The 18429-nt window shown below is 44.1% G+C and carries 20 protein-coding genes and 2 pseudogenes; 9 read left to right on the top strand and 13 right to left on the bottom strand.

Features of this window, described 5'->3' with window-relative positions; genetic code table 11:
- The coding region (locus L1D55_RS24645; RefSeq protein ID WP_239919219.1) for a transposase at positions 1–252 on the bottom strand (252 nt) is incomplete at its 3' end.
- Between the two features lie 123 nt (positions 253–375).
- Positions 376–1764: a PLP-dependent aminotransferase family protein gene (locus tag L1D55_RS24640; RefSeq protein ID WP_239919218.1), complete on the bottom strand. Its 1389-nt coding sequence runs from the start codon at positions 1762–1764 to the stop codon at positions 376–378.
- A gap of 98 nt (positions 1765–1862) precedes the next feature.
- On the opposite strand from L1D55_RS24640, the gene L1D55_RS24635 reads away from it, so the two are divergent.
- A complete protein-coding gene (locus tag L1D55_RS24635; protein ID WP_239919217.1) occupies positions 1863–2774 on the top strand; it encodes an EamA family transporter in 912 nt (303 codons plus the stop codon).
- 81 nt (positions 2775–2855) lie between these two features.
- On the opposite strand, the gene L1D55_RS24630 is transcribed toward L1D55_RS24635, so the two are convergent.
- The 4 genes from L1D55_RS24630 to L1D55_RS24615 all read right to left on the bottom strand — a co-directional run bounded on the left by L1D55_RS24630 (position 2856) and on the right by L1D55_RS24615 (position 6329).
- Positions 2856–3869, bottom strand: coding sequence for a GTP-binding protein (locus tag L1D55_RS24630; protein ID WP_239919216.1), 1014 nt, complete (start codon positions 3867–3869; stop codon positions 2856–2858).
- Positions 3859–4419 carry a carbonate dehydratase gene (locus L1D55_RS24625; RefSeq protein WP_004741797.1) on the bottom strand — a complete coding sequence of 187 codons (561 nt, stop codon included), beginning with the start codon at positions 4417–4419 and terminating at the stop codon, positions 3859–3861. The genes L1D55_RS24630 and L1D55_RS24625 overlap by 11 nt, the downstream gene beginning before the upstream one ends.
- Positions 4420–4455: 36 nt before the next feature.
- A complete protein-coding gene (locus L1D55_RS24620) occupies positions 4456–5802 on the bottom strand; it encodes a dihydroorotase (protein ID WP_239919215.1) in 1347 nt (448 codons plus the stop codon).
- Between the two features lie 68 nt (positions 5803–5870).
- Positions 5871–6329 (bottom strand): transcriptional repressor, encoded by a 459-nt coding sequence (locus L1D55_RS24615; RefSeq protein WP_239919214.1) that lies wholly within the window; start codon positions 6327–6329, stop codon positions 5871–5873.
- Positions 6330–6912: 583 nt separating this feature from the next.
- On the opposite strand from L1D55_RS24615, the gene ihfA reads away from it, so the two are divergent.
- The 7 genes and pseudogenes from ihfA to L1D55_RS24580 all read left to right on the top strand — a co-directional run bounded on the left by ihfA (position 6913) and on the right by L1D55_RS24580 (position 10965).
- Positions 6913–7209 (top strand): integration host factor subunit alpha, encoded by a 297-nt coding sequence (gene ihfA / locus L1D55_RS24610; protein ID WP_004734853.1) that lies wholly within the window; start codon positions 6913–6915, stop codon positions 7207–7209.
- Positions 7210–7363: 154 nt separating this feature from the next.
- Positions 7364–7671, top strand: a pseudogene (locus L1D55_RS24605) (transposase).
- A gap of 179 nt (positions 7672–7850) precedes the next feature.
- Positions 7851–8285 carry an IS200/IS605 family transposase gene (gene tnpA, locus L1D55_RS24600; protein WP_239919213.1) on the top strand — a complete coding sequence of 145 codons (435 nt, stop codon included), beginning with the start codon at positions 7851–7853 and terminating at the stop codon, positions 8283–8285.
- A 280-nt stretch (positions 8286–8565) separates the two neighbouring features.
- Positions 8566–8871, top strand: a complete 306-nt coding sequence (locus L1D55_RS24595) for a c-type cytochrome (RefSeq protein ID WP_239919212.1) — start codon at positions 8566–8568, stop codon at positions 8869–8871.
- Complete coding sequence (locus tag L1D55_RS24590) at positions 8868–10094, top strand: sulfite oxidase (protein WP_239919211.1); 1227 nt, start codon at positions 8868–8870, stop codon at positions 10092–10094. Before L1D55_RS24595 ends, L1D55_RS24590 begins: the two co-directional genes overlap by 4 nt.
- Positions 10095–10102: 8 nt before the next feature.
- Positions 10103–10534, top strand: coding sequence for a cytochrome C (locus tag L1D55_RS24585; protein ID WP_239919210.1), 432 nt, complete (start codon positions 10103–10105; stop codon positions 10532–10534).
- Entirely contained in the window at positions 10534–10965 is a 432-nt protein-coding gene (locus tag L1D55_RS24580; RefSeq protein ID WP_239919209.1) for a c-type cytochrome, read from the top strand. The genes L1D55_RS24585 and L1D55_RS24580 overlap by 1 nt, the downstream gene beginning before the upstream one ends.
- A 97-nt stretch (positions 10966–11062) precedes the next feature.
- Here L1D55_RS24580 and L1D55_RS24575 read toward each other — a convergent pair whose 3' ends face one another.
- Entirely contained in the window at positions 11063–11842 is a 780-nt protein-coding gene (locus L1D55_RS24575) for a RelA/SpoT domain-containing protein (RefSeq protein WP_239919208.1), read from the bottom strand.
- A gap of 323 nt (positions 11843–12165) precedes the next feature.
- Between L1D55_RS24575 and L1D55_RS24570 the strand changes: the two genes are divergently transcribed.
- The gene (locus L1D55_RS24570) at positions 12166–12819 is read left to right on the top strand and encodes a thiopurine S-methyltransferase (RefSeq protein ID WP_239919207.1); all 654 of its coding nucleotides are present in this window, start codon (positions 12166–12168) and stop codon (positions 12817–12819) included.
- Positions 12820–12911: 92 nt separating this feature from the next.
- On the opposite strand, the gene purT is transcribed toward L1D55_RS24570, so the two are convergent.
- From purT to L1D55_RS24540, 6 genes and pseudogenes are all read right to left on the bottom strand, one after another.
- On the bottom strand, positions 12912–14087 hold the full coding sequence (gene purT / locus L1D55_RS24565; RefSeq protein ID WP_239919206.1) for a formate-dependent phosphoribosylglycinamide formyltransferase: 1176 nt from the start codon (positions 14085–14087) through the stop codon (positions 12912–12914).
- A 167-nt stretch (positions 14088–14254) separates the two neighbouring features.
- The gene (gene cdd / locus L1D55_RS24560; protein WP_239919205.1) at positions 14255–15142 is read right to left on the bottom strand and encodes a cytidine deaminase; all 888 of its coding nucleotides are present in this window, start codon (positions 15140–15142) and stop codon (positions 14255–14257) included.
- 276 nt (positions 15143–15418) lie between these two features.
- Positions 15419–16096: an LrgB family protein gene (locus L1D55_RS24555; protein WP_239919204.1), complete on the bottom strand. Its 678-nt coding sequence runs from the start codon at positions 16094–16096 to the stop codon at positions 15419–15421.
- Between the two features lie 2 nt (positions 16097–16098).
- On the bottom strand, positions 16099–16470 hold the full coding sequence (locus L1D55_RS24550) for a CidA/LrgA family protein (RefSeq protein WP_008217481.1): 372 nt from the start codon (positions 16468–16470) through the stop codon (positions 16099–16101).
- 24 nt (positions 16471–16494) lie between these two features.
- Positions 16495–17919 carry an exodeoxyribonuclease I gene (gene sbcB / locus L1D55_RS24545; RefSeq protein ID WP_171367094.1) on the bottom strand — a complete coding sequence of 475 codons (1425 nt, stop codon included), beginning with the start codon at positions 17917–17919 and terminating at the stop codon, positions 16495–16497.
- Positions 17920–18235: 316 nt separating this feature from the next.
- Positions 18236–18429: pseudogene (locus L1D55_RS24540) on the bottom strand (IS5/IS1182 family transposase); the annotation flags it as partial.

Genomic DNA, 18429 nt, shown 5'->3' with positions numbered 1-18429 from the left:
ATGGGCTAGCCTAAATATCGAGTCGATAAATCCTTGAAGCGCTCTCAATGGCATAGAAAAAACTCGTTTGACCATGAGTGCTGTCGTGATAGCTAAATCACTGAACCGACGCGGCCTCCCGCGCTTATTCTGTTTGCTTTGCGCCCACCCGCTTATTGCTTCTTCATCAATCCAAAAGGTCAGAGAACCACGGTTAATGAGTGATTGGTTGTATTGCTTCCAGTTGGTTGTTTTGTAACGAGGCTTAGGYATAGGACTACGAGAGAGAGTGGAGGTAGCTGATCAGATCGTAGGTTCTGGATTTAGTTCCATTGAATTACGCAACAAAGCCCAAATAACGATGAGCTAATTAAAGATTAAAGCTTGGGTCAAAGGCTATTTGTTGACACATTGGCAAATAAGTTCAATCAAGTCATCCAGCTGTTGTTTGGCCTCTCCCTCTAGCGCATAACCAAAGTTGATGCGTAAGCTGTTGCTGTAGAGATCAAGAGTGCTGAACAGATGCCCAAGCCGAATATCAATCTTCTTCTCAGAAACCGCTTGAGCAAACACGATATGGTTGAGGTTAGGGATCTGTAGCCAAAGTACCATGCCACCTTGTGGGCTGCTTATTTTGACGCCATCAGGAAGGTTTTGAGTCAAATAACTCAGGTATTGTTGGCGTAAAGAGAGGATTTGAGCACATCTTCTTCGAACGTGTTTTGCGTATTGACCAGATTCAATAAAGTCAGCGACAGCGAGTTGAGTAGGCAGGGCAACGCCGTAGCTTGCAGCAGAAAACTGTGCTTTGTACTCATTAATATACCTTCCAGGTAAGCACCATCCTAAGCGGTAACTCGGTGATAAGCTTTTCGAGACAGAACCACACCATAAAACATAACCATCTTTGTCATAGTATTTGGCGGGCAGAGGCGTGTGCGAAGAATAAGAGAGTTCTAGATACACATCGTCTTCGATGATCGGCACTCGATATTCATTCGCTAATGCCGCCAATTTCTGCTTTTGGCTGGCAGACATATTGATCCCTTGCGGGTTCATATGAGAGGTACAGAAGATAGCGGCATCGACACGCTTGCTTTTCAGATGTGTTTCTAACTGTTGTAGGTCTACACCGTCATCTAGAGATGGGATCTCGATGATCTTACGCGACATCTTGCCAAGTAATTCGAGTATGCCATTAAAGCATGGTGAGCTAATGGCAATGGTATCGCCTTCTTTGGTGCATGATTCAAGAGCGGCTTTTATTGCAGACATACAGCCAGCGGTTATCACCAGTTCGTCGGGTGAAAAATGCACATCAAGCTTAGCAAAGTGAGTGGACAATGCTTGTCGTAATATCGGCTCGCCTTGAGTATCAGGGTAATGGTTGAGCCTGTTACCCATGCGTTTTATTGAGCGGCGGAAACTGCGTTCTAGTTCAACGACCGATTGCTCATCATTGGTGGTGCTAGAAACCCCTAAAGGCCCATTTATTGCGTTGTGAGTCGATGCAGTTTGTCTAACTCTGGAAACCTTACTCTCAAACTGTGCCCATTCAGGTGTGGAGTGAGCAGGCTTATGAGGAGAAACAAAATACCCAGCTTGTGGTCGAGAGTGAATCCAGCCCTGAGATTCTAACTCTTGGTAACAGCTGACTACAGTCGACATGCTGACGGCTTGTTGCTTAGCTAATTGACGAAGCGAAGGCATACGCCCACCTTCGGGTCTTTTCCCACTTTCAATCTCATTAATAAACTGATTCGCAAGTTTTCTGTAAATGCTCATGACTGAAGTTAACTGTACGGGTTTTTGTTGCAAAAATTGTATCTGTACCGCTTTTGTTGTTCAAGGGATACTCTTTCAAAACAAAGGAGGGGGACAGTATGAAAAGAAATGATTTGTTGCTAGCGGTATTGGTGATGGCAATTTGGGGATTCAATTTCTCGATGATCAAAATGGGTGTAACTAATGTTCATCCGTTGCTGGCAACGGCCGCGCGTTTCTCGCTAGCCGTGATACCAGTGATATTCTTTGTCGCAAGGCCAAATGTCGCGTGGCGGTATCTCGTGAGCTATGGCTTTGTGTTCGGGGTTGGTATTTGGGGCATGGCATCATGGTCGATCACAGCAGGCCTCTCATCTGGGCTTTCCTCAGTATTGCTTTCAAGCAATGTGCTTATTGGAATGGCAGTTGGGGTATGGGTTTTCAAAGAAAGTGCGTCGGTTCGTAAGTTAATTGGTGCAATGTTAGCCCTGTGTGCACTGGCAGTCTTGGTCTCGGCGGCGAAAGGGAATGTCACCGTTAATGGCGTTATCTTGATTATGATTGCAGCGTGCAGTTGGACCTTAATGGGCGTCATTGTTAAGGCTTCCAAAACTAAGCAGGCGTTTGCGTTTAATGTGTGGGGAATGTTGTTTGCACCAGTGCCGTTGGTGTTGTTTGCTGTGATGTTACACGGGGATCAAATCATCTGGCAGGGGATTGAACAGTGGGATTGGAACACTACAATTGCGGTGCTGTTTCAGGCTTATCCAACCACGCTATTTGGCTATTGGGTGTGGAACAAGTTGTTAATCCAATATCCATTAAGCACAACCGCACCGTTAACTTTGCTCGTGCCAGTCTTCGCGCTAATCAGCGGATACTTTATGTACGACGAAGTGTTGTCACTCGCTCAAGTAGTGGCATCGGTGTTGTTCTTAATCGGGATTGGTTTGATCGTTAAACCTGCAAAAGCGGTGAGTAGCGGCACATCAGGTGACAGAGAAGCAACTGGTGTCGGTAAACTAACGTAGTGATGCTTACTCCAATGTCTAAAAAGCCCTATGAATGTCTTATTTCATAGGGCTTTAGTTTTAATTATCGATAGAGTGAACTTAGTTAACAAGACAATCTAGAAGCTGGCTTTCCAGATCACTCTCTATGCGCTGACCTATTACCTCAATTCTGGTTTCACTGCACTCATCGAGTTCTGATTCGGTCAAACCATCCTCTGTTAAGTTGTAGCCAAAGATACCATTTGGAGTAATGAACACGGCCTTCATACGCTCAACTTTCAAGCCGACTAGAAAGTGTCGTAAACGCTGGTGGTCAAACAGTTTATCAGCTGAAAATCGCCAGCCAATACTCTCGAAGCCTTCACCTTGGTTGGTTGCTTTGAGCATGCCACTTTCTGGCATCGGTAGTTCAGACGCAAGTGACTTATCTTGTTTGTGAGCATGGTGGTGATGGTGCCCATGAGCTTGGTGGTGATAAAAACTACTGCTTCCATCAAACTCTTCGTATGGGATCTTACCGTGATGAGCAAAGATCAGCTTAGTGTCAGGGTGACAAATCTGAGCAACGTACTCGGCAAGCTTTTCTGCATCCCCCTTGTTGTAAAGGTCTACTTTATTGCCGACGATCGTATCCGCAATGGTAATTTGTTGGTTGAAAGTATTGTGGTCAGCATAACGAGTATCAGACAGCTTGCGAGCATCTACCAAGGTGATGTTCTTTTGCAGTGACAGCACTTTACGATAATGTTCAGAAGATAATACTTCTAACACTTCTTTAGGGTGGCCAAGCCCAGTAGGCTCAATCAGTAAGCGGTCTGGCTTCGCCTCAGAAAGCAACTGATTGAGTGCTATCTGCATCGGTAACCCCGCTGCACAGCACATGCAGCCCCCTGGTACTTCGCGAATAAAAACTTGCTGTTGTTTGGTTTGATTGCCTTCGAATAAACTTCCATCAACGCCAATTTCACCAAACTCATTCACCAAAATAGCCCAATTCTCATCGGTTGGTTTGTGCTTCATTAAGTTAAGAATCGCAGAGGTTTTTCCTACTCCGAGAAACCCAGTAATAATGTTGGTCGGAATCCCAAGCAAGGGGGATTTATTAGAGTTCATTAGCAATCCTTCTATAGCCTTGAACAAGAGTATGGTTGGCAGAGACAACCGATTCTGAAAACGCCGAGTATTCTGGTGGTACTTTTGAAATGCTGTTTAGATCAAAGCCTGAACCTATGTTGGTCATCGGTGGTACATGAAAATTCTCAGGAAGGTCGAGTCCGTCCACCACGCAGTTATGACGAATCACGCAACCTTTACCAATGACGGCATTGAAAACGACAGAGTTGAAGCCGATAAAGACATCGTCACTGACTTCACAAGGCCCATGGATAATGGAGCGGTGAGCGATAGAGGAGCGTTCTCCTATGGTTACTGCAGCACCAGCTTTTGAATGGATAACCACACCATCTTGAATATTGGTGTCGCGCTTAATCACGATGGCTTCCATGTCACCGTGTTCATTAACCTCATCGGCACGTATCACGGCATAAGGACCGATGAACACGTTGTCTTCAATGATGACCTTGCCACAAATAATGGCTGTTGGATCAATGAAGGCAGTTTCCGATACGTTTGGCATATGACCATTAGGGTTTCTTCTTAACATATTGATTTCTTTTTATTGATGGTAATAACTGCTGAACTAGCGCTCGAATGACAGCCTCATTGCTGGAGAGTGATTTGTATCTTGGATCAAGCTCGAATCTGCATTGTTATAAACCTTGGTGCCATTTACCCAAGTATGTTTGATCTGAGAAGAGAATTCGTGACCCGTGAATGGAGACCAAGCACATTGATAAAGGTTGTTTTCCTGATCAACTAATGTTGATGCTTGTGGGTCGACGAGTACTAAGTCTGCGAAGTAGCCTTCACGAATATAACCGCGCTCTTGTATCGCATAACGAATGGATGGGTTATGTGCTGTTTTCTCTACGACTTGCTCTACGGTCATGGTTCCGGCATGCACGTGGTCAAACAGAGTTAAGAGGGCGTGTTGTACAAGAGGTAAACCGGCAGGCGCTTGCTCATAAGGAACTTGTTTTTCTTCCCATGTGTGAGGAGCATGGTCTGTGGCGATGATGTCTATTTGATTGGTGCTAAGGCCGGCAAGTAGTGCTTCTCTATCGCTTGGAAATTTGATGGCTGGGTTGCATTTGATTTGGTTCCCTAACCTTGGGTAATCTTCATTACTGAACCAAAGGTGATGAACACACGCTTCAGCGGTTATGCGCTTACCTTCGATTGGCCCTTTATCAAATAGTGCTAACTCTTTCTCTGTAGTGATATGCAATACATGAAGCTGGCTATTGTGCTTTTTAGCGAGCTCAACGGCATAAGAAGAAGAGGCATAGCAGGCTCTGTCATCTCTCAGGATAGGGTGGTCTTCAATCGTGAAATCTGCTTTCTCTTTTCTTAATTGCTCTTGGTTTTTAGCGATAACAGGCCCGCTTTCACAATGGGTGACAATTAGGACGGGAGAATCACGGAATATAGCATCGAGTGCTTGAGGATCTTCAACCAACAGGTTACCCGTTGAAGCACCCATAAATACCTTTACGCCACAGTGCTTGGTCGGATCGAGCTGTTTGATTTGCTCTAGGTTATCTTCAGTTGCACCTAGGTAAAAAGAGTAGTTAGCCAGTGAACTCTGTGCTGCCATATCAAATTTTTTCTCTAAGGCTTCAATGGTCGTAGTGGCAGGGTTTACGTTTGGCATTTCCATGTAGCTAGTAATACCACCGGCGACAGCGGCACGTGACTCTGTTGCGATTGAGCCTTTGTGGGTTAAGCCGGGTTCGCGAAAGTGGACTTGATCGTCAATCATCCCCGGGATGAGGTAGCAACCTTTTGCTTCAATGACTTCACAATTTGAATTGGGCTGTATGTTGCTTGCAACCTTTTCAATTCGTTGGTCGACAATTAATACATCTGTCTCGGTTACGGTACCTTCATTGACCACGTAGGCATTTTTAATGAGCGTTGCAGGCATAGCGTTTCACTCTCTCCTTGTTAATTAGGCTAATACGATCGGAATCTAGTTATTAGATGTAGGTACTCTTAGCAGGGTGTACTCACTTCGGGCTTGGCACACTCATCACAAACACAGCTGATCTCTAATTGAGGGCTTGTGACGGTGAATCCTTGTTGTTTCGCGTGAGATTTAAGATCGCGAATAATAGAAGGGGTGATGGTTTGTTCACTTATCTTGTCGCACTTAGAACAAATCAAAAATTGTGGGATGCCATGTTCATTATCACAAAGGATGTGTTTATTTGATACCTTAATCTTGTGTGCTAGGTGGTGTTGTTCTAAAAAATCCAAGACTCGGTAGACCGACATTGCTTGAACATGTTGATCAAAATGCTCTTTGCAATAGTCGACTAACTCGTAGGCAGACAGCGCTTTATCGGCATGTGCCAACGCACGCAGTATCAGCAGCCTTTTGGCGGTGAACTGTTTTCTATTGTCTTTACATCCTTGTTTGACGTGCTTAATGATCGCTTCAATATCTTTCATTCTAAGTACTAAAATCCCTCCGAGTTGAGGTGTTATAACATAACAATTTGACGCTGTGAAATGTACTTTGCTGCAGAGCGTCACTAAAGAGGGAGATTGACAGGATTGGAATACAGATGAATTAGAGAAAAAGTCAGTTCACTATCAGTGTTAGTATTGACCGATTCGAATTAAATTCTGAAATGATACAAATCTCATATTTAATAATGATTATTTCATAACCTCTGTTGAGATGGATATCAAATCAAGTGGCTGATTTTATTGGGGATAGGAGAAAAGTCTCAAAAATTATTATTTAGACGGGTAAAGTTTTAAATTCCAATTTACCAACAGTAATTGGAATATAGTTCTATTTGATAACTGTTAGGCAGATGTTTTTTAGCCATATATGTGAAATTCAGAGCGAGTTATCTTTCTGATTTGAAATAATAATCTGACAGTTGAGATAAAAAAGTTGGCGAAAATCAGAAGCTTGGCATACACTTTCCTTGTAAATGACCTTATCTCATTGATTGAATAGGGTAAATGCTTTGGCGCTACTGGCGATAGTAGCAATGATTAACATAGCTTTGAGGAAAGTTTTATGGCACTCACGAAGGCCGATTTGGCTGAGAACCTGTTTGAGACACTCGGATACAGCAAGCGGGATGCCAAGGAAACGGTTGAAGTGTTTTTCGAAGAAGTTCGTAAAGCGCTTGAAAATGGCGAACAGGTAAAACTGTCTGGTTTTGGTAACTTTGATCTTCGCGAGAAGAACGAGCGACCTGGTCGTAACCCGAAAACTGGTGAAGACATTCCAATTTCTGCTCGACGTGTTGTTACTTTTAGACCGGGACAAAAACTAAAGGCCCGAGTTGAAAATATTAAAATCGAGAAGTAGCCAAGCAATAGACCACGCCTAGCGTGGTCTTTTTGTTTTCAGCCCTAAACCACCTACTTCAGTAGGTGGTTATCATTCAGTTTGGCTTTGCCTGTAGTTCTACCCATGTTAAATGCTCCCTTGATTTTTAGCGAAGTCAAAGAGGACAAATAACATGAGCAGATATAATCAAGCTTCCCACGTATTTTGGAGATGTCAATATCACATAGTGTGGACACCAAAGTATCGATTTAGGATTTTGAAAAACAATGTAGGTAAAGAAGTTTATCGATGTATAAAATAGCTTTAAAACTCTTTAGTAAATTTCCATATTTAAGGAGAAACAAACTCTGGGGTAACCACTTTTGGCAAAGGGGCTATTTTGTCGATAGCGTAGGGGTTAATGAAGAAATCATTCGACGCTATGTAAGACATCAAGAGAAAAAAGAGCGCGTGGAGCAGCAGCAACTGGCGTTGGACTAAACAAAGGCCCCCTTTTAGGGGGCTCACACAAAGCCACCTTCTTTAGAAGGTGGTAATTTACTTTCAGCCCTAAACCACCTACTTCAGTAGGTGGTTATCATTCAGTTTGGCTTTGCCTGTAGTTCTACCCATGTTAAATGCTCCCTTGATTTTTAGCGAAGTCAAAGAGGACAAATAACATGAGCAGATATAATCAAGCTTCCCACGTATTTTGGAGATGTCAATATCACATAGTGTGGACACCAAAGTATCGATTTAGGATTTTGAAAAACAATGTAGGYAAAGAAGTTTATCGATGTATAAACGTTTACTGTAATCAACTTGGATGTGAAGTCGTTGAATTAAACGTTCAAGTTGACCACGTACACTTGGTAGTAAAAGTTCCGCCTAAGGTATCGATATCCAAGTTGATGGGTGTATTGAAAGGCAAAATAGCTTTAAAACTCTTTAGTAAATTTCCATATTTAAGGAGAAACAAACTSTGGGGTAACCACTTTTGGCAAAGGGGCTATTTTGTCGATAGCGTAGGGGTTAATGAAGAAATCATTCGACGCTATGTAAGACATCAAGAGAAAAAAGAGCGCGTGGAGCAGCAGCAACTGGCGTTGGACTAAACAAAGGCCCCCTTTTAGGGGGCTCACACAAAGCCACCTTCTTTAGAAGGTGGTAATTTACTTGTATCACTGTATTTATTCTCGTCCCTAGTTTTCATTCTTTTATCTTTTCGCATCTCGCATCTCGCATCTCGCATCTCGCATAATTTCTAATCATCGTTCAGTTCTCCTGAACGGTAGTTAATTCTAATTGAATTTAAATACACCGCTCTATTTGCTGTAATGCGTCCACTTTATGACCGATCAAACTGATTTTTTGATCCAGATCTTAGGAGGATGTGTGCGAAAAGCCGCTTTAGCTTGGGTATTACTTTTATTTCCCGCGATAGGCCAAGCAGCCGATTACCAACAAATTGCCAATATGTGCATCGCTTGCCATGGCAGTACTCAAGACACTTCTTTTCCTTCTATTCCGAACCTGAAATGGCAGAACAAGCCTTACTTGGTTGAACAGCTCACGGCCTTTAAGAGTGGACAACGTTCCGATAAGAGCATGTCTAAAGTTGCCCAGCTTTTGTCTGAGCAAGATATTGAGCAGCTTGCCACTTACTTTTACACACTGAATCACAAAGGATCGCAACAATGAGTTTAGATAGAAGACAGTTCCTGAAAGCTGCATTAACTGCAACCGCGGCGTCTGCGTTACCGGTCTCTTGGGTGTTCGCAGCTAATCGTCCTGAAGGTTTAGATGCTTTAGATATCAATGCCTTAACGTGGGCAAAAGCAGAAGATTTGCCGGATTATTATACCGTTTTAAATACCAACCCTTTGAATGCTTATCCGCCAGAAAGCATGCTTGCGCCCGCTGTTACGCCTGCCAATGTTCCATTTGTTCGATGGAATGGTTTAATGCCAGATTTCAATAAAATGGACCCGGATACTTGGACGTTCGAAGTGAAAGGGGAGTCTGTAAAACAGAGTAAAACTTACACAATAGCGGAACTCAAATCGAAATTTAAGCATCACACTCAAAGCCTAGTATTGGAGTGTGGTGGCAACAGCCGCAATAACTTTTATCCAAGCACAAAAGGCAATCAGTGGAACAACGCAGGTGTGTACTGCGCACAGTGGACAGGTGTGTTGCTTAGTGATGTGCTAAAAGACAGTGGTATTAAAGATGACGCGGTGTACGTGGGCAACCATGGCTTCGATAAGCACTTAAGCGGCAAAGGTGAGGCCATCTCACGTGGTGTACCGATTGAAGCCGCAATGACTGACAACGCTTTGATTGCATGGGAAATGAATGGTGAACCTATTCCATATCTTCACGGTTTCCCACTGAGAACGGTATTTGGAGGACGCCCAGCTTCTGTCTCTCAAAAGTGTACTACGGGTATTAGTATTCGTAATAAAGTGCATGATGGCCATAAAATGGCAGCACCCGCATATCAAGTGCCTAAGCACCCAATCGCACCTGGTGAAAAAGTAGAAAACAAGGATTTTAGAATCATTGAAGAGATGATTGTGAAGTCGCTGATCACCTCTCCTAAAAGCGGTACTGAGTTTACGCTAGGTAAAAAGGTTAAAGTGAGCGGGCATGCATGGGCTGGGCTGAGAACTGTTGAGAAGCTCCAAGTCAGTTTCGATTACGGTACAACTTGGCATGATGCAGACCTCAAGAAGCCCGTTAACAAAGGCGCATGGCAGCAATGGGAACTTGATCTTGAATTTCCTATGACGGGTTATTACGAAATATGGGCGAAGGCCACGAATAGTGAAGGTGATAGCCAGCCTGTTGTTCAACCACAATGGAACCCAAAAGGGTATCTGTTTAATGGTTGCCATAGAGTTGCGGTAAGAGTTTCGTGAGGAAAGCCATGTGTGATAATTCAACTCAGAACAACAAGCGCTCTTATCGTAAAGACATTATGAGGGCGGCGCTGGTCTGTAGCTTGTTAACCTCAATGCTTGTTCATGCCGATGAAGTACCGGATAACCCAAAGGCTTTCTATGGGGTAGATAAGAGTTCAGGTTTAATCATGGCTCCGGGATGGGAGTTAGTGAAAGGCCAATGTAATGCGTGCCACACAAGTCTTATAGTAGCGCAGAACAGTGGTACCCGAGAGCAATGGCGTGAAACGATTCAATGGATGGTAGACACGCAGGGGCTATGGGACTTGTCTGATACATGGGACCCGGTACTGGACTATCTGAGCACCTACTATCAAGACAAAGGTATCGACATGAACAAGTATCGACGTAAACCTATTCATAGCGCTCTGATGCCGCCTATGCCGGGAGAGCAATAATGAATCTAACTAAGTTCACGCTGCTCTGTGTAGCGTCGACTGCTGCTGTGATGTCACTCTCCGCATGCACTGACGACAACACTGCAACGGTGGGAAAGGTTTCACCAAAGCTGACAGTACAAAGTGACAAAACAGAACCTTATATACCGAACCTGATGGCAGGTGAAAAGCTCGTTAACAACCTATGTAGCCAGTGTCACGGTGATAAGATCATTCCTTTCGTGCAGACTTACCCAAATATTAAAGGGCAAAAATCCAGCTACATCCTTAAACAATTGCGTGATTTTAAAAGTGATGCACGTCAGGACTTATATATGCAGTCAGTCGTGAAGTCTCTATCTGATAAGGATTTACAGGATGTCGCTGCTTTCTATAGCACTTTAAAGCCATTGGATTTGTATGAACGCTCTCAGGAGTATTACCACCAATAGCGTTCGCTTGTGGTTCACAAGAAATACACTGAAATTAAAAAGGGCTGCGAGTGCAGCCCTTGTTCGTTTTTGTTTTGTAGTAGCGGTAAGGTTGGTGTTATGCCGCTTTAATATGGGTCGTAATGTATGGTTGCCATGCTTGTTGGTACAGCTCTAAAGATTGGCGTCTCAGGCTAGTGATTTGCGCCGCTTCAATGTCGTTGATTGGGCGCTTTTCAGCAATGGCATGGCGCTCAATACCTTGAATGATCTCGTATAGCTCATGTTCAGGACCACTTTTCACATCCGCTATCGCTTTTAAGTGCAGTTGAACCTCGGCAATCATATTGGTTTTTGGTAAGCGAACCAGAAGGTTAAGGTCACGGTAGCCAGAATCTGCTGGTGACTTAAACTTGTTTTTCACTTTTACTACGTCCGCTTCACGGCTCAGTGCTTCGTACACTTCAACTAGGCTTTCTACATCATTAGCGATGATTGTTGCGCGAGCTAGGTCGGTGATTCTTGTGTTGTCACCATCCAGTTCCAATTCAATTTTCTCTTGAGCGCGAGCTTGAGATTTAACACCAGCGAATAGGGCATCTGAATTAGTGAGAAGAGCAGTACTTTTACAGATTGTCTCTAGCTCTGCTTGCGCTTGGTGAGCTTTGCTGTAAAGGATGTCGAAGTCGGTATAAGGCTGAGTTGGACGTGAGTCGAATGCCTTGATGCCATATAGCCCGCTTAGGCTGTGGCGGAATACGTTTGATGAAACTTGGTTTTGCGAAGACGCTGTGCGCGATTGATCAGTTGAACTCGTTGAAACAGGTGCTGCTGCGAATGCAGGCGCTCGGCTCAATACTAGAAGCATCAGGGCCGTCGTACGGAGAAATACACTCATTCAAACTCCAAAATACAAGGTTACAAAAACGTGTAGTTAAAAGGGGTAACCAGTAACGCATAAGAGTAAAAAAGCTTAACTAAACTCACTACATATTAAATGGGGCTAGTTAAGACAGAAACCAACTCTAACGTTTAATATTGCTTTAAAATGTGAACATATAGACAAATAATCCAAGCGTTTGTTCCGCAATTTTAAGAACTTTGAACCTAGCCAGTTTCTGGTCTTATTCGAAACCAATTTGGTGCTTTAAGCCAAGCTAAGGTTGCTCTTACTTCTCTATACTGTACCCTTGCATTATGACTGTTTAACATGAACGAAAGATGAATAATCCTGAATTTTGGCACAATAAATGGGCAGCCAACCAAATTGGTTTCCACCTTGAAGATGTAAACCCACTTTTGGTTGAGTTTTGGAAAGCAACTGAGCCTAGCTATGAGAAGAGTGTTTTTGTTCCTCTATGTGGCAAGAGTGAAGATCTGATTTGGCTGGCGTCTAAACATGAAGACGTTCAAGGCGTGGAATTGAGCCAGATTGCGGTTCGAGCTTTTTTCTCTGAGCATTTTTACACGCCAACCGTAACTCAAATTAACGGTCAACATGAGCTTTATCAGTTTGATGAGTTAAGTATTTACACTGGGGATTACTTCACTGCGCCAATTCAGCCTGTCGATATTATTTATGACCGCGCTTCTCTAGTCGCTTTGACTGCTGAAATGCGAGTGCAATATGTAGAGCGCTTAAAGCAACTGCTGAAGCCTGGCGGCAAGATCTTACTTGTAACGCTAGACTACGACCAAGATGAAATGGCAGGCCCCCCGTTTAGCGTACCTAAACTAGAAATCGAACAGTTGTTTGCGGGTTACAAGATTACATTGTTGAACCAAGATATTGCAGACGATGAGCACCCTAAGATTGCTAAGAAAGGTTTGTCTCGATTCAGTGAGGAAGTGTATTTGATTGAATCGGAAGTCTAGATTCAGTTTACTTTCGAAGAGATAACACTAATGAAAAGACGGGCACATGGCCCGTCTTTTTGATCGTTAAGATTCAAGATCTAAGAATTTGATTAGTAAATCACTTTTACCTTCGATGCGCTGTTGATTGCATCTTCAATCGCGGTTTCTGTGCTCTTACGGCGTGTTAGTGCAACACCAAGGCGGCGGCGACCATCGATGTCTGGCTTACCAAACAGACGAACTTGTGTTTGTGGTGCCTCTAATGCTTCTGCAAGGCCTTCAAAACGGATGTTTGTTGATGTGCCTTGGCCAAGGATTACTGCAGATGCACAAGGGCCATACTGAGTAATTGATTTGATAGGCATACCTGTAAATGCGCGTACGTGCAGTGCGAACTCTGAAGAGTCTTGAGACATCAATGTTACCAAACCTGTATCGTGTGGGCGAGGGGATACTTCGTTGAAGATCACATGGTCGCCTTTAACGAACAACTCAACACCAAAGATACCATAACCACCCAGAGCATTAACCACTTGCTCTGCCGTGTACTGTGCCGCTTTTAGAGCGTTGTCTGACATAACCTGAGGCTGCCATGATTCACGGTAGTCGCCGTCTTCTTGGCGGTGGCCGATAGGTGCACAGAAATGAACACCGTCGACTGCACGAACAGTGAGAAGAGTGATCTCATAATCAAAGTCGATGAAGCCTTCAACGATTACACGCCCAGCGCCAGTGCGACCACCTTCTTGTGCATAGTCCCACGATTTTTGGATGTCTTCTTCGGTTTTGATAACGCTCTGGCCTTTGCCTGAAGAACTCATTACTGGTTTAACAACGCAAGGCATACCGACAAATTCAACCGCGGCAGCGAAGTCTTCAAAGGTATCTGCAAAGCGGTAAGGGGATGTGCTTAGCTTGAGTTCTTCTGCAGCCAGGCGACGAATACCTTCACGGTTCATCGTTAGCTTAGTTGCGTTAGCTGTTGGAACGACATTCAAGCCTTGTGCTTCAAGCTCTACCAACTTGCTGGTGGCAATAGCTTCAATTTCAGGTACCACATAATCTGGCTTTTCTAGTTCAATAATAGCTTGAAGTGCATCGCCATCTAACATGTCCAGTACATGGCTACGATGCGCGACTTGCATAGCTGGCGCATCTGCATAACGGTCACAAGCAATAACTTCCAAACCTAAACGTTGGCACTCGATAGCCACTTCTTTGCCAAGTTCACCTGAACCTAATAGAAGTACACGAGTAGCATTTTCACGAGTAGCAGTACCAAACATAGAAATTCCTTCCGATCTTTTGAACGATTGATTGAAAACGGGGTGATCATACTTATTTAAACGACAAAAGCAAACGTTTGCGTGGGTTGTGGTGTTAATTACAAGCATAAAAAAAGCAGCCCTATAAAAATGGGCTGCTTATTTAAAAGGTTGTTAATTAGATGTACTTAGATTGCTAAGTAAGTCACTGGAATGTCGGGATTAATCGCTTCTAATGTAGATTGCGTATCCGCTAGGTGACTGATGCTACCTTCGGCGATTTCAACCAATGCTGCGCTTTCAATTTGTTCAAAGTCGAAGCCTGCAAGTTTTAGTTGAATCAACGCCACTTGTAGTGGCGGAAGGCTAGGGTTGAATGCTGCGTTTTCAGCGTAAGCACCAGTAAAGATCTCACCAGTCGTTAGCTGGAGCGACACACCACTTAAATTTTTAGTGTATGGCGCATGGCTGCGGTTAAGCGCGGCTAATGCTTCAACTACAATAGGAGTCGTCTCTTCTGTCGTGTACTTATGGTCGAGTTCAGACATTAAGCCTGTTGTTACGCCAAGATCAGAAGGTCCAAATGAATCAGGTAGGTATTCTTGTAGCGACATTTCATCACGCTGCGGAAGCTGAACTTTAAGCTCTTTCGCTGTAGTCAACTCATTCATAAATTGACGACAGTGACCACAAGGGCTGAAGTTAATTGTGATGTCTGAAATACCACGCTCACCTTTCATCCAAGCGTGGCTGATTGCTGATTGTTCAGCGTGTACGGTTTGGCCAAGTTGCGCACCAGCGATTTCAAGGTTTGCACCAAAGTACAAAGTACCAGACAAACCACGAACGATTGCACCAACGTAAAAGTCAGATAACGGTGCGTATGAATACGCAGCAGCAAAAGGAAGTAGTGCGATACGTAGTTCGTTATCCGCTAAACCACTTGCTTGAAGCAGGCTAGAGAACTGTTCTGGAGACAATGTCGCGTCAAAGTTGTCTGCTAATACGATGTCACTTAAAAGCGCTTTCATTGATGATGGAGCACTTTCCAGCGCCAGGGTAATACGACTGTTCATGTTGAATCCTTAATTGACCTTAGGCTTTAAGTTTATGCAATGCTCAGGAATTTTCTGTGACAGCGATCGCTATTGTACTGTTTCCGTTACATCGGTTTACATAATTAGAGTGAGGTCACACTTAAAATCGATTGCAAGGACCATTTTTACAGCTGATATCGCACTTATTGCTCAAAATCGCCGGCTTTTAGCTGGATAAATGGCAATAAAAAGCCCAAGCAAACACTGATATCTACAGGGCTAGGCTTGGGCTAAATCTGGTTGTTTACGTCTAGGCTAGGAATAGAACCAGACCACAGCACCAAACACGCTAGGTGCGATTATTGAGGTGATAACGCCACAAAGCACTAACGCCAGTGAACTGAAAGCGGCGTCTTCTTGGTTCTTTTCAGCGCAAGTTGCCGTACCTAGCGCGTGAGAAACCGTGCCCATGGTTAAACCCCTGGCAATAGGGCTCTTAATGCCAATTAGATTGTAGATAGGGTAAGCAAAAATTGCCCCAAATAATCCGACGATAAGAACCAGTATTGCAGCAATCGCCGCTTCACCACCAAGATGGCTTGATACTTCCATCGCAATAGGGGTAGTGACTGATTTGCCCAATAGACTCGCAATCAAACTTAGGTCGGCTTTGAAAGCGACGGCAATCATTGCTGCTGTTGTCATCGACATCACACTACCTAGCGTGCAGGCAAAGGTAATGATACGCCAGTTAGCTCGAATTTGAGGTAGCTGTTCATATAACGGATAAGCTAGGGCGACAACCGCTGGCTGAAGCATGTACGTAATCCAAGTGTTGTCTGCGTAGTAAGTCTCGAACGGGACTTTAAAGAACGTCAAAATTGGAATGATGATGCCAATGCTTATTAGCAGCGGGTTACATAGCGGGGAGTTCACTTTCTGACTTACCCAACGAGCAAACAGAAACACCACAATAGTTAATAGAATCCACATGATTACTTCCCCCTCGCTAGCAAGCGATCTAAGAACCATGATAAGGAGACTAATACAATGAGCGTGCCACCCACTGCACTCGCCATAATCGGCAGCGCGTTAGCGATCAGCATGTCAAAGTGCTCCATAAGCCCGACACTGATCGGGACAAACAATAAAATCATCAAACGAATAATTAGGCTGGCACCAGGTTGTACCCAGTGTGCCGGCACAATACCAATCACCATGGCAGTGAACAGAATTAACATGCCAAAAATACTGCCTGGGATTGAGGTGTCTAAGTATTGTTGTAACGCGTTGCCTGCAGTGAGAGCACCTATGATTAAGGTGAAGGAGATTAAGCAGTAAACGAGTTTGATCAATCTTTCTTTCAAGGTTTTACATCTCTCGATAATGGGTTAACTAGCTAGCTTTTCTACGTATTGATACACCGCTTTCAAGATAGCCATTTTCTTCTCGTCACTTTCATGTTCGTGTGCGAGGTTCTCTAGGTTGAGCATGTACTCTTCTAAGCGGCTTTCGTAAAACTCACGACAATGGTTTGCCCACTTAAGTTGCTCGGATTCATCTAGCGTCCATGGGAAATTACGTGCGCGGTAACGGAACAACAAAGGCTTGATGCGTTCGTCACTGAAGGTGATGTCTAACGCTGCTAAGTTATTTGGGTCAGTCTCACGGATGATGTTCATCGCGGTTTTATCCGCCGGTGAGAAGAAGCCATCGTAAAGTTGGGTATCTACATCGTCGCTCTTTTCGTACTCACGTTCCTGTGAATATAAGCCAATCAATTTTTCACGAATTTCTGGGTGCTCGCGCAGGATCGCGAGGTTCTTCAAACACTGCTGACGATCAATACCAATGGTTTCTGCATTTTCAGCGGTTAACGTTTTTGCTGGCGCTAGAATAGGGCACTTATTGAGTTGAACCAGCTTAATTGGCACTGGTAGCTCGTCTTCATTTAGGTCGCTGCGCTTGGTGTAAAGTCTTTCTCTGAGTTCATCAGTATCAAGTTCCAATAGCGGGCTTGGGTCTTTTGCTAGGTCGACAACAATCACCGCATTTTGATTGGTAGGGTGCCAAGCCATAGGAACAATCCAGCTTGTGTAATTGCAGTCACGACCGAACATACCTGAAACGTGCATTAACGGTGTCATGTTTACGATGTCGACCAGCTCATTCAGCTTACGTTTGTGGCGCATGTTGTAGAGATAATCAAACATCTTAGGTTGTGCGGCTTTTAGCTTTTTCGCGAGTTCAATCGTCGCAATAACATCGGCCATCGCATCGTGCGCGTTTTCGTGTTCAATGCCATTTGCCACAGATAGATGTTCCAGTTTAAAGCTTGGGAAACCTTCTTCGTTTTCTGGCCAAACAATACCGTCAGGACGCAAGGCGTGTACGGCACGCATCACATCTAACAGATCCCAACGAGAGTTACCGTTCTGCCAGCTCCATGCATACGGATCAATGAAGTTACGGTAACAGGTGTATCGCGTGACTTCGTCATCGAATCGAATACTGTTGTAACCAAGGCTTGTGGTGTTCGGCTTTGCAAGTTCAGCATGGATCTTAGCGATGAACTCTGGTTCCGGCAGGCCTTGGGACATGGCTTTTTGTGGAGTGATTCGAGTAATCAGTGCAGCTTCAGGTGCAGGAAGGTAATCAGCAGGAGGTTGGCAGTAGATGACCAATGGCTCACCAATAATATTGAAATCTTGGTCGGTACGAACGCCGGCGAACTGACTTGGACGATCTTTCGCTGGGCTCACGCCCCATGTTTCGTAATCGAAAAAGAAGTAGGTTGGCTGATTATCTGAACTCATTGAATTTCCTGAACAGTCTACGGGTAACTGTGTACTGTGGCTGAAGGTTAGTTTTGTTCAGTATCTGATAGTATGCGGTACGCGTGCAACCCAGATCACAAATAAATTGCAGGAAAGTGCTGCATTCCTATTCAATCAGACCGCTATCGGAAGAATGGAACCTTAGATTGATTATTTCTTGGCAAGATGAACCAACAAAGTGGTGCGGTTAAAGTACTCGAAGGGGAGACAATTTGGGGTTTGGAGTCAACCATAGACAGTCGGCGTTGTTGATCAAATCAGCTAAAGGACGTATCTATCCTACGGAACTTACCTGTTAGTTTCTAATAGGCATACCTAGTCCTAGAACTTTGTTCATTGCTTTGACGTTTGCTAACGCCTCACCAACTTGAGCGTTATAACATCTCAAGCTCAATGTGCCGCTAGTCAGTCCTTTATATCGGGACATTGCCGTCTCAGAGATTGAACGGTCGTGGTAGCCAGAGTCAGTTTTCCATTGAGTTAGCGAAT

The sequence above is a fragment of the Vibrio sp. Isolate22 genome, from assembly GCF_022398115.1.
In the GTDB taxonomy this organism is placed as follows: Bacteria; Pseudomonadota; Gammaproteobacteria; order Enterobacterales; family Vibrionaceae; genus Vibrio.
This window is presented reverse-complemented; position numbering and strand designations above follow the sequence as displayed.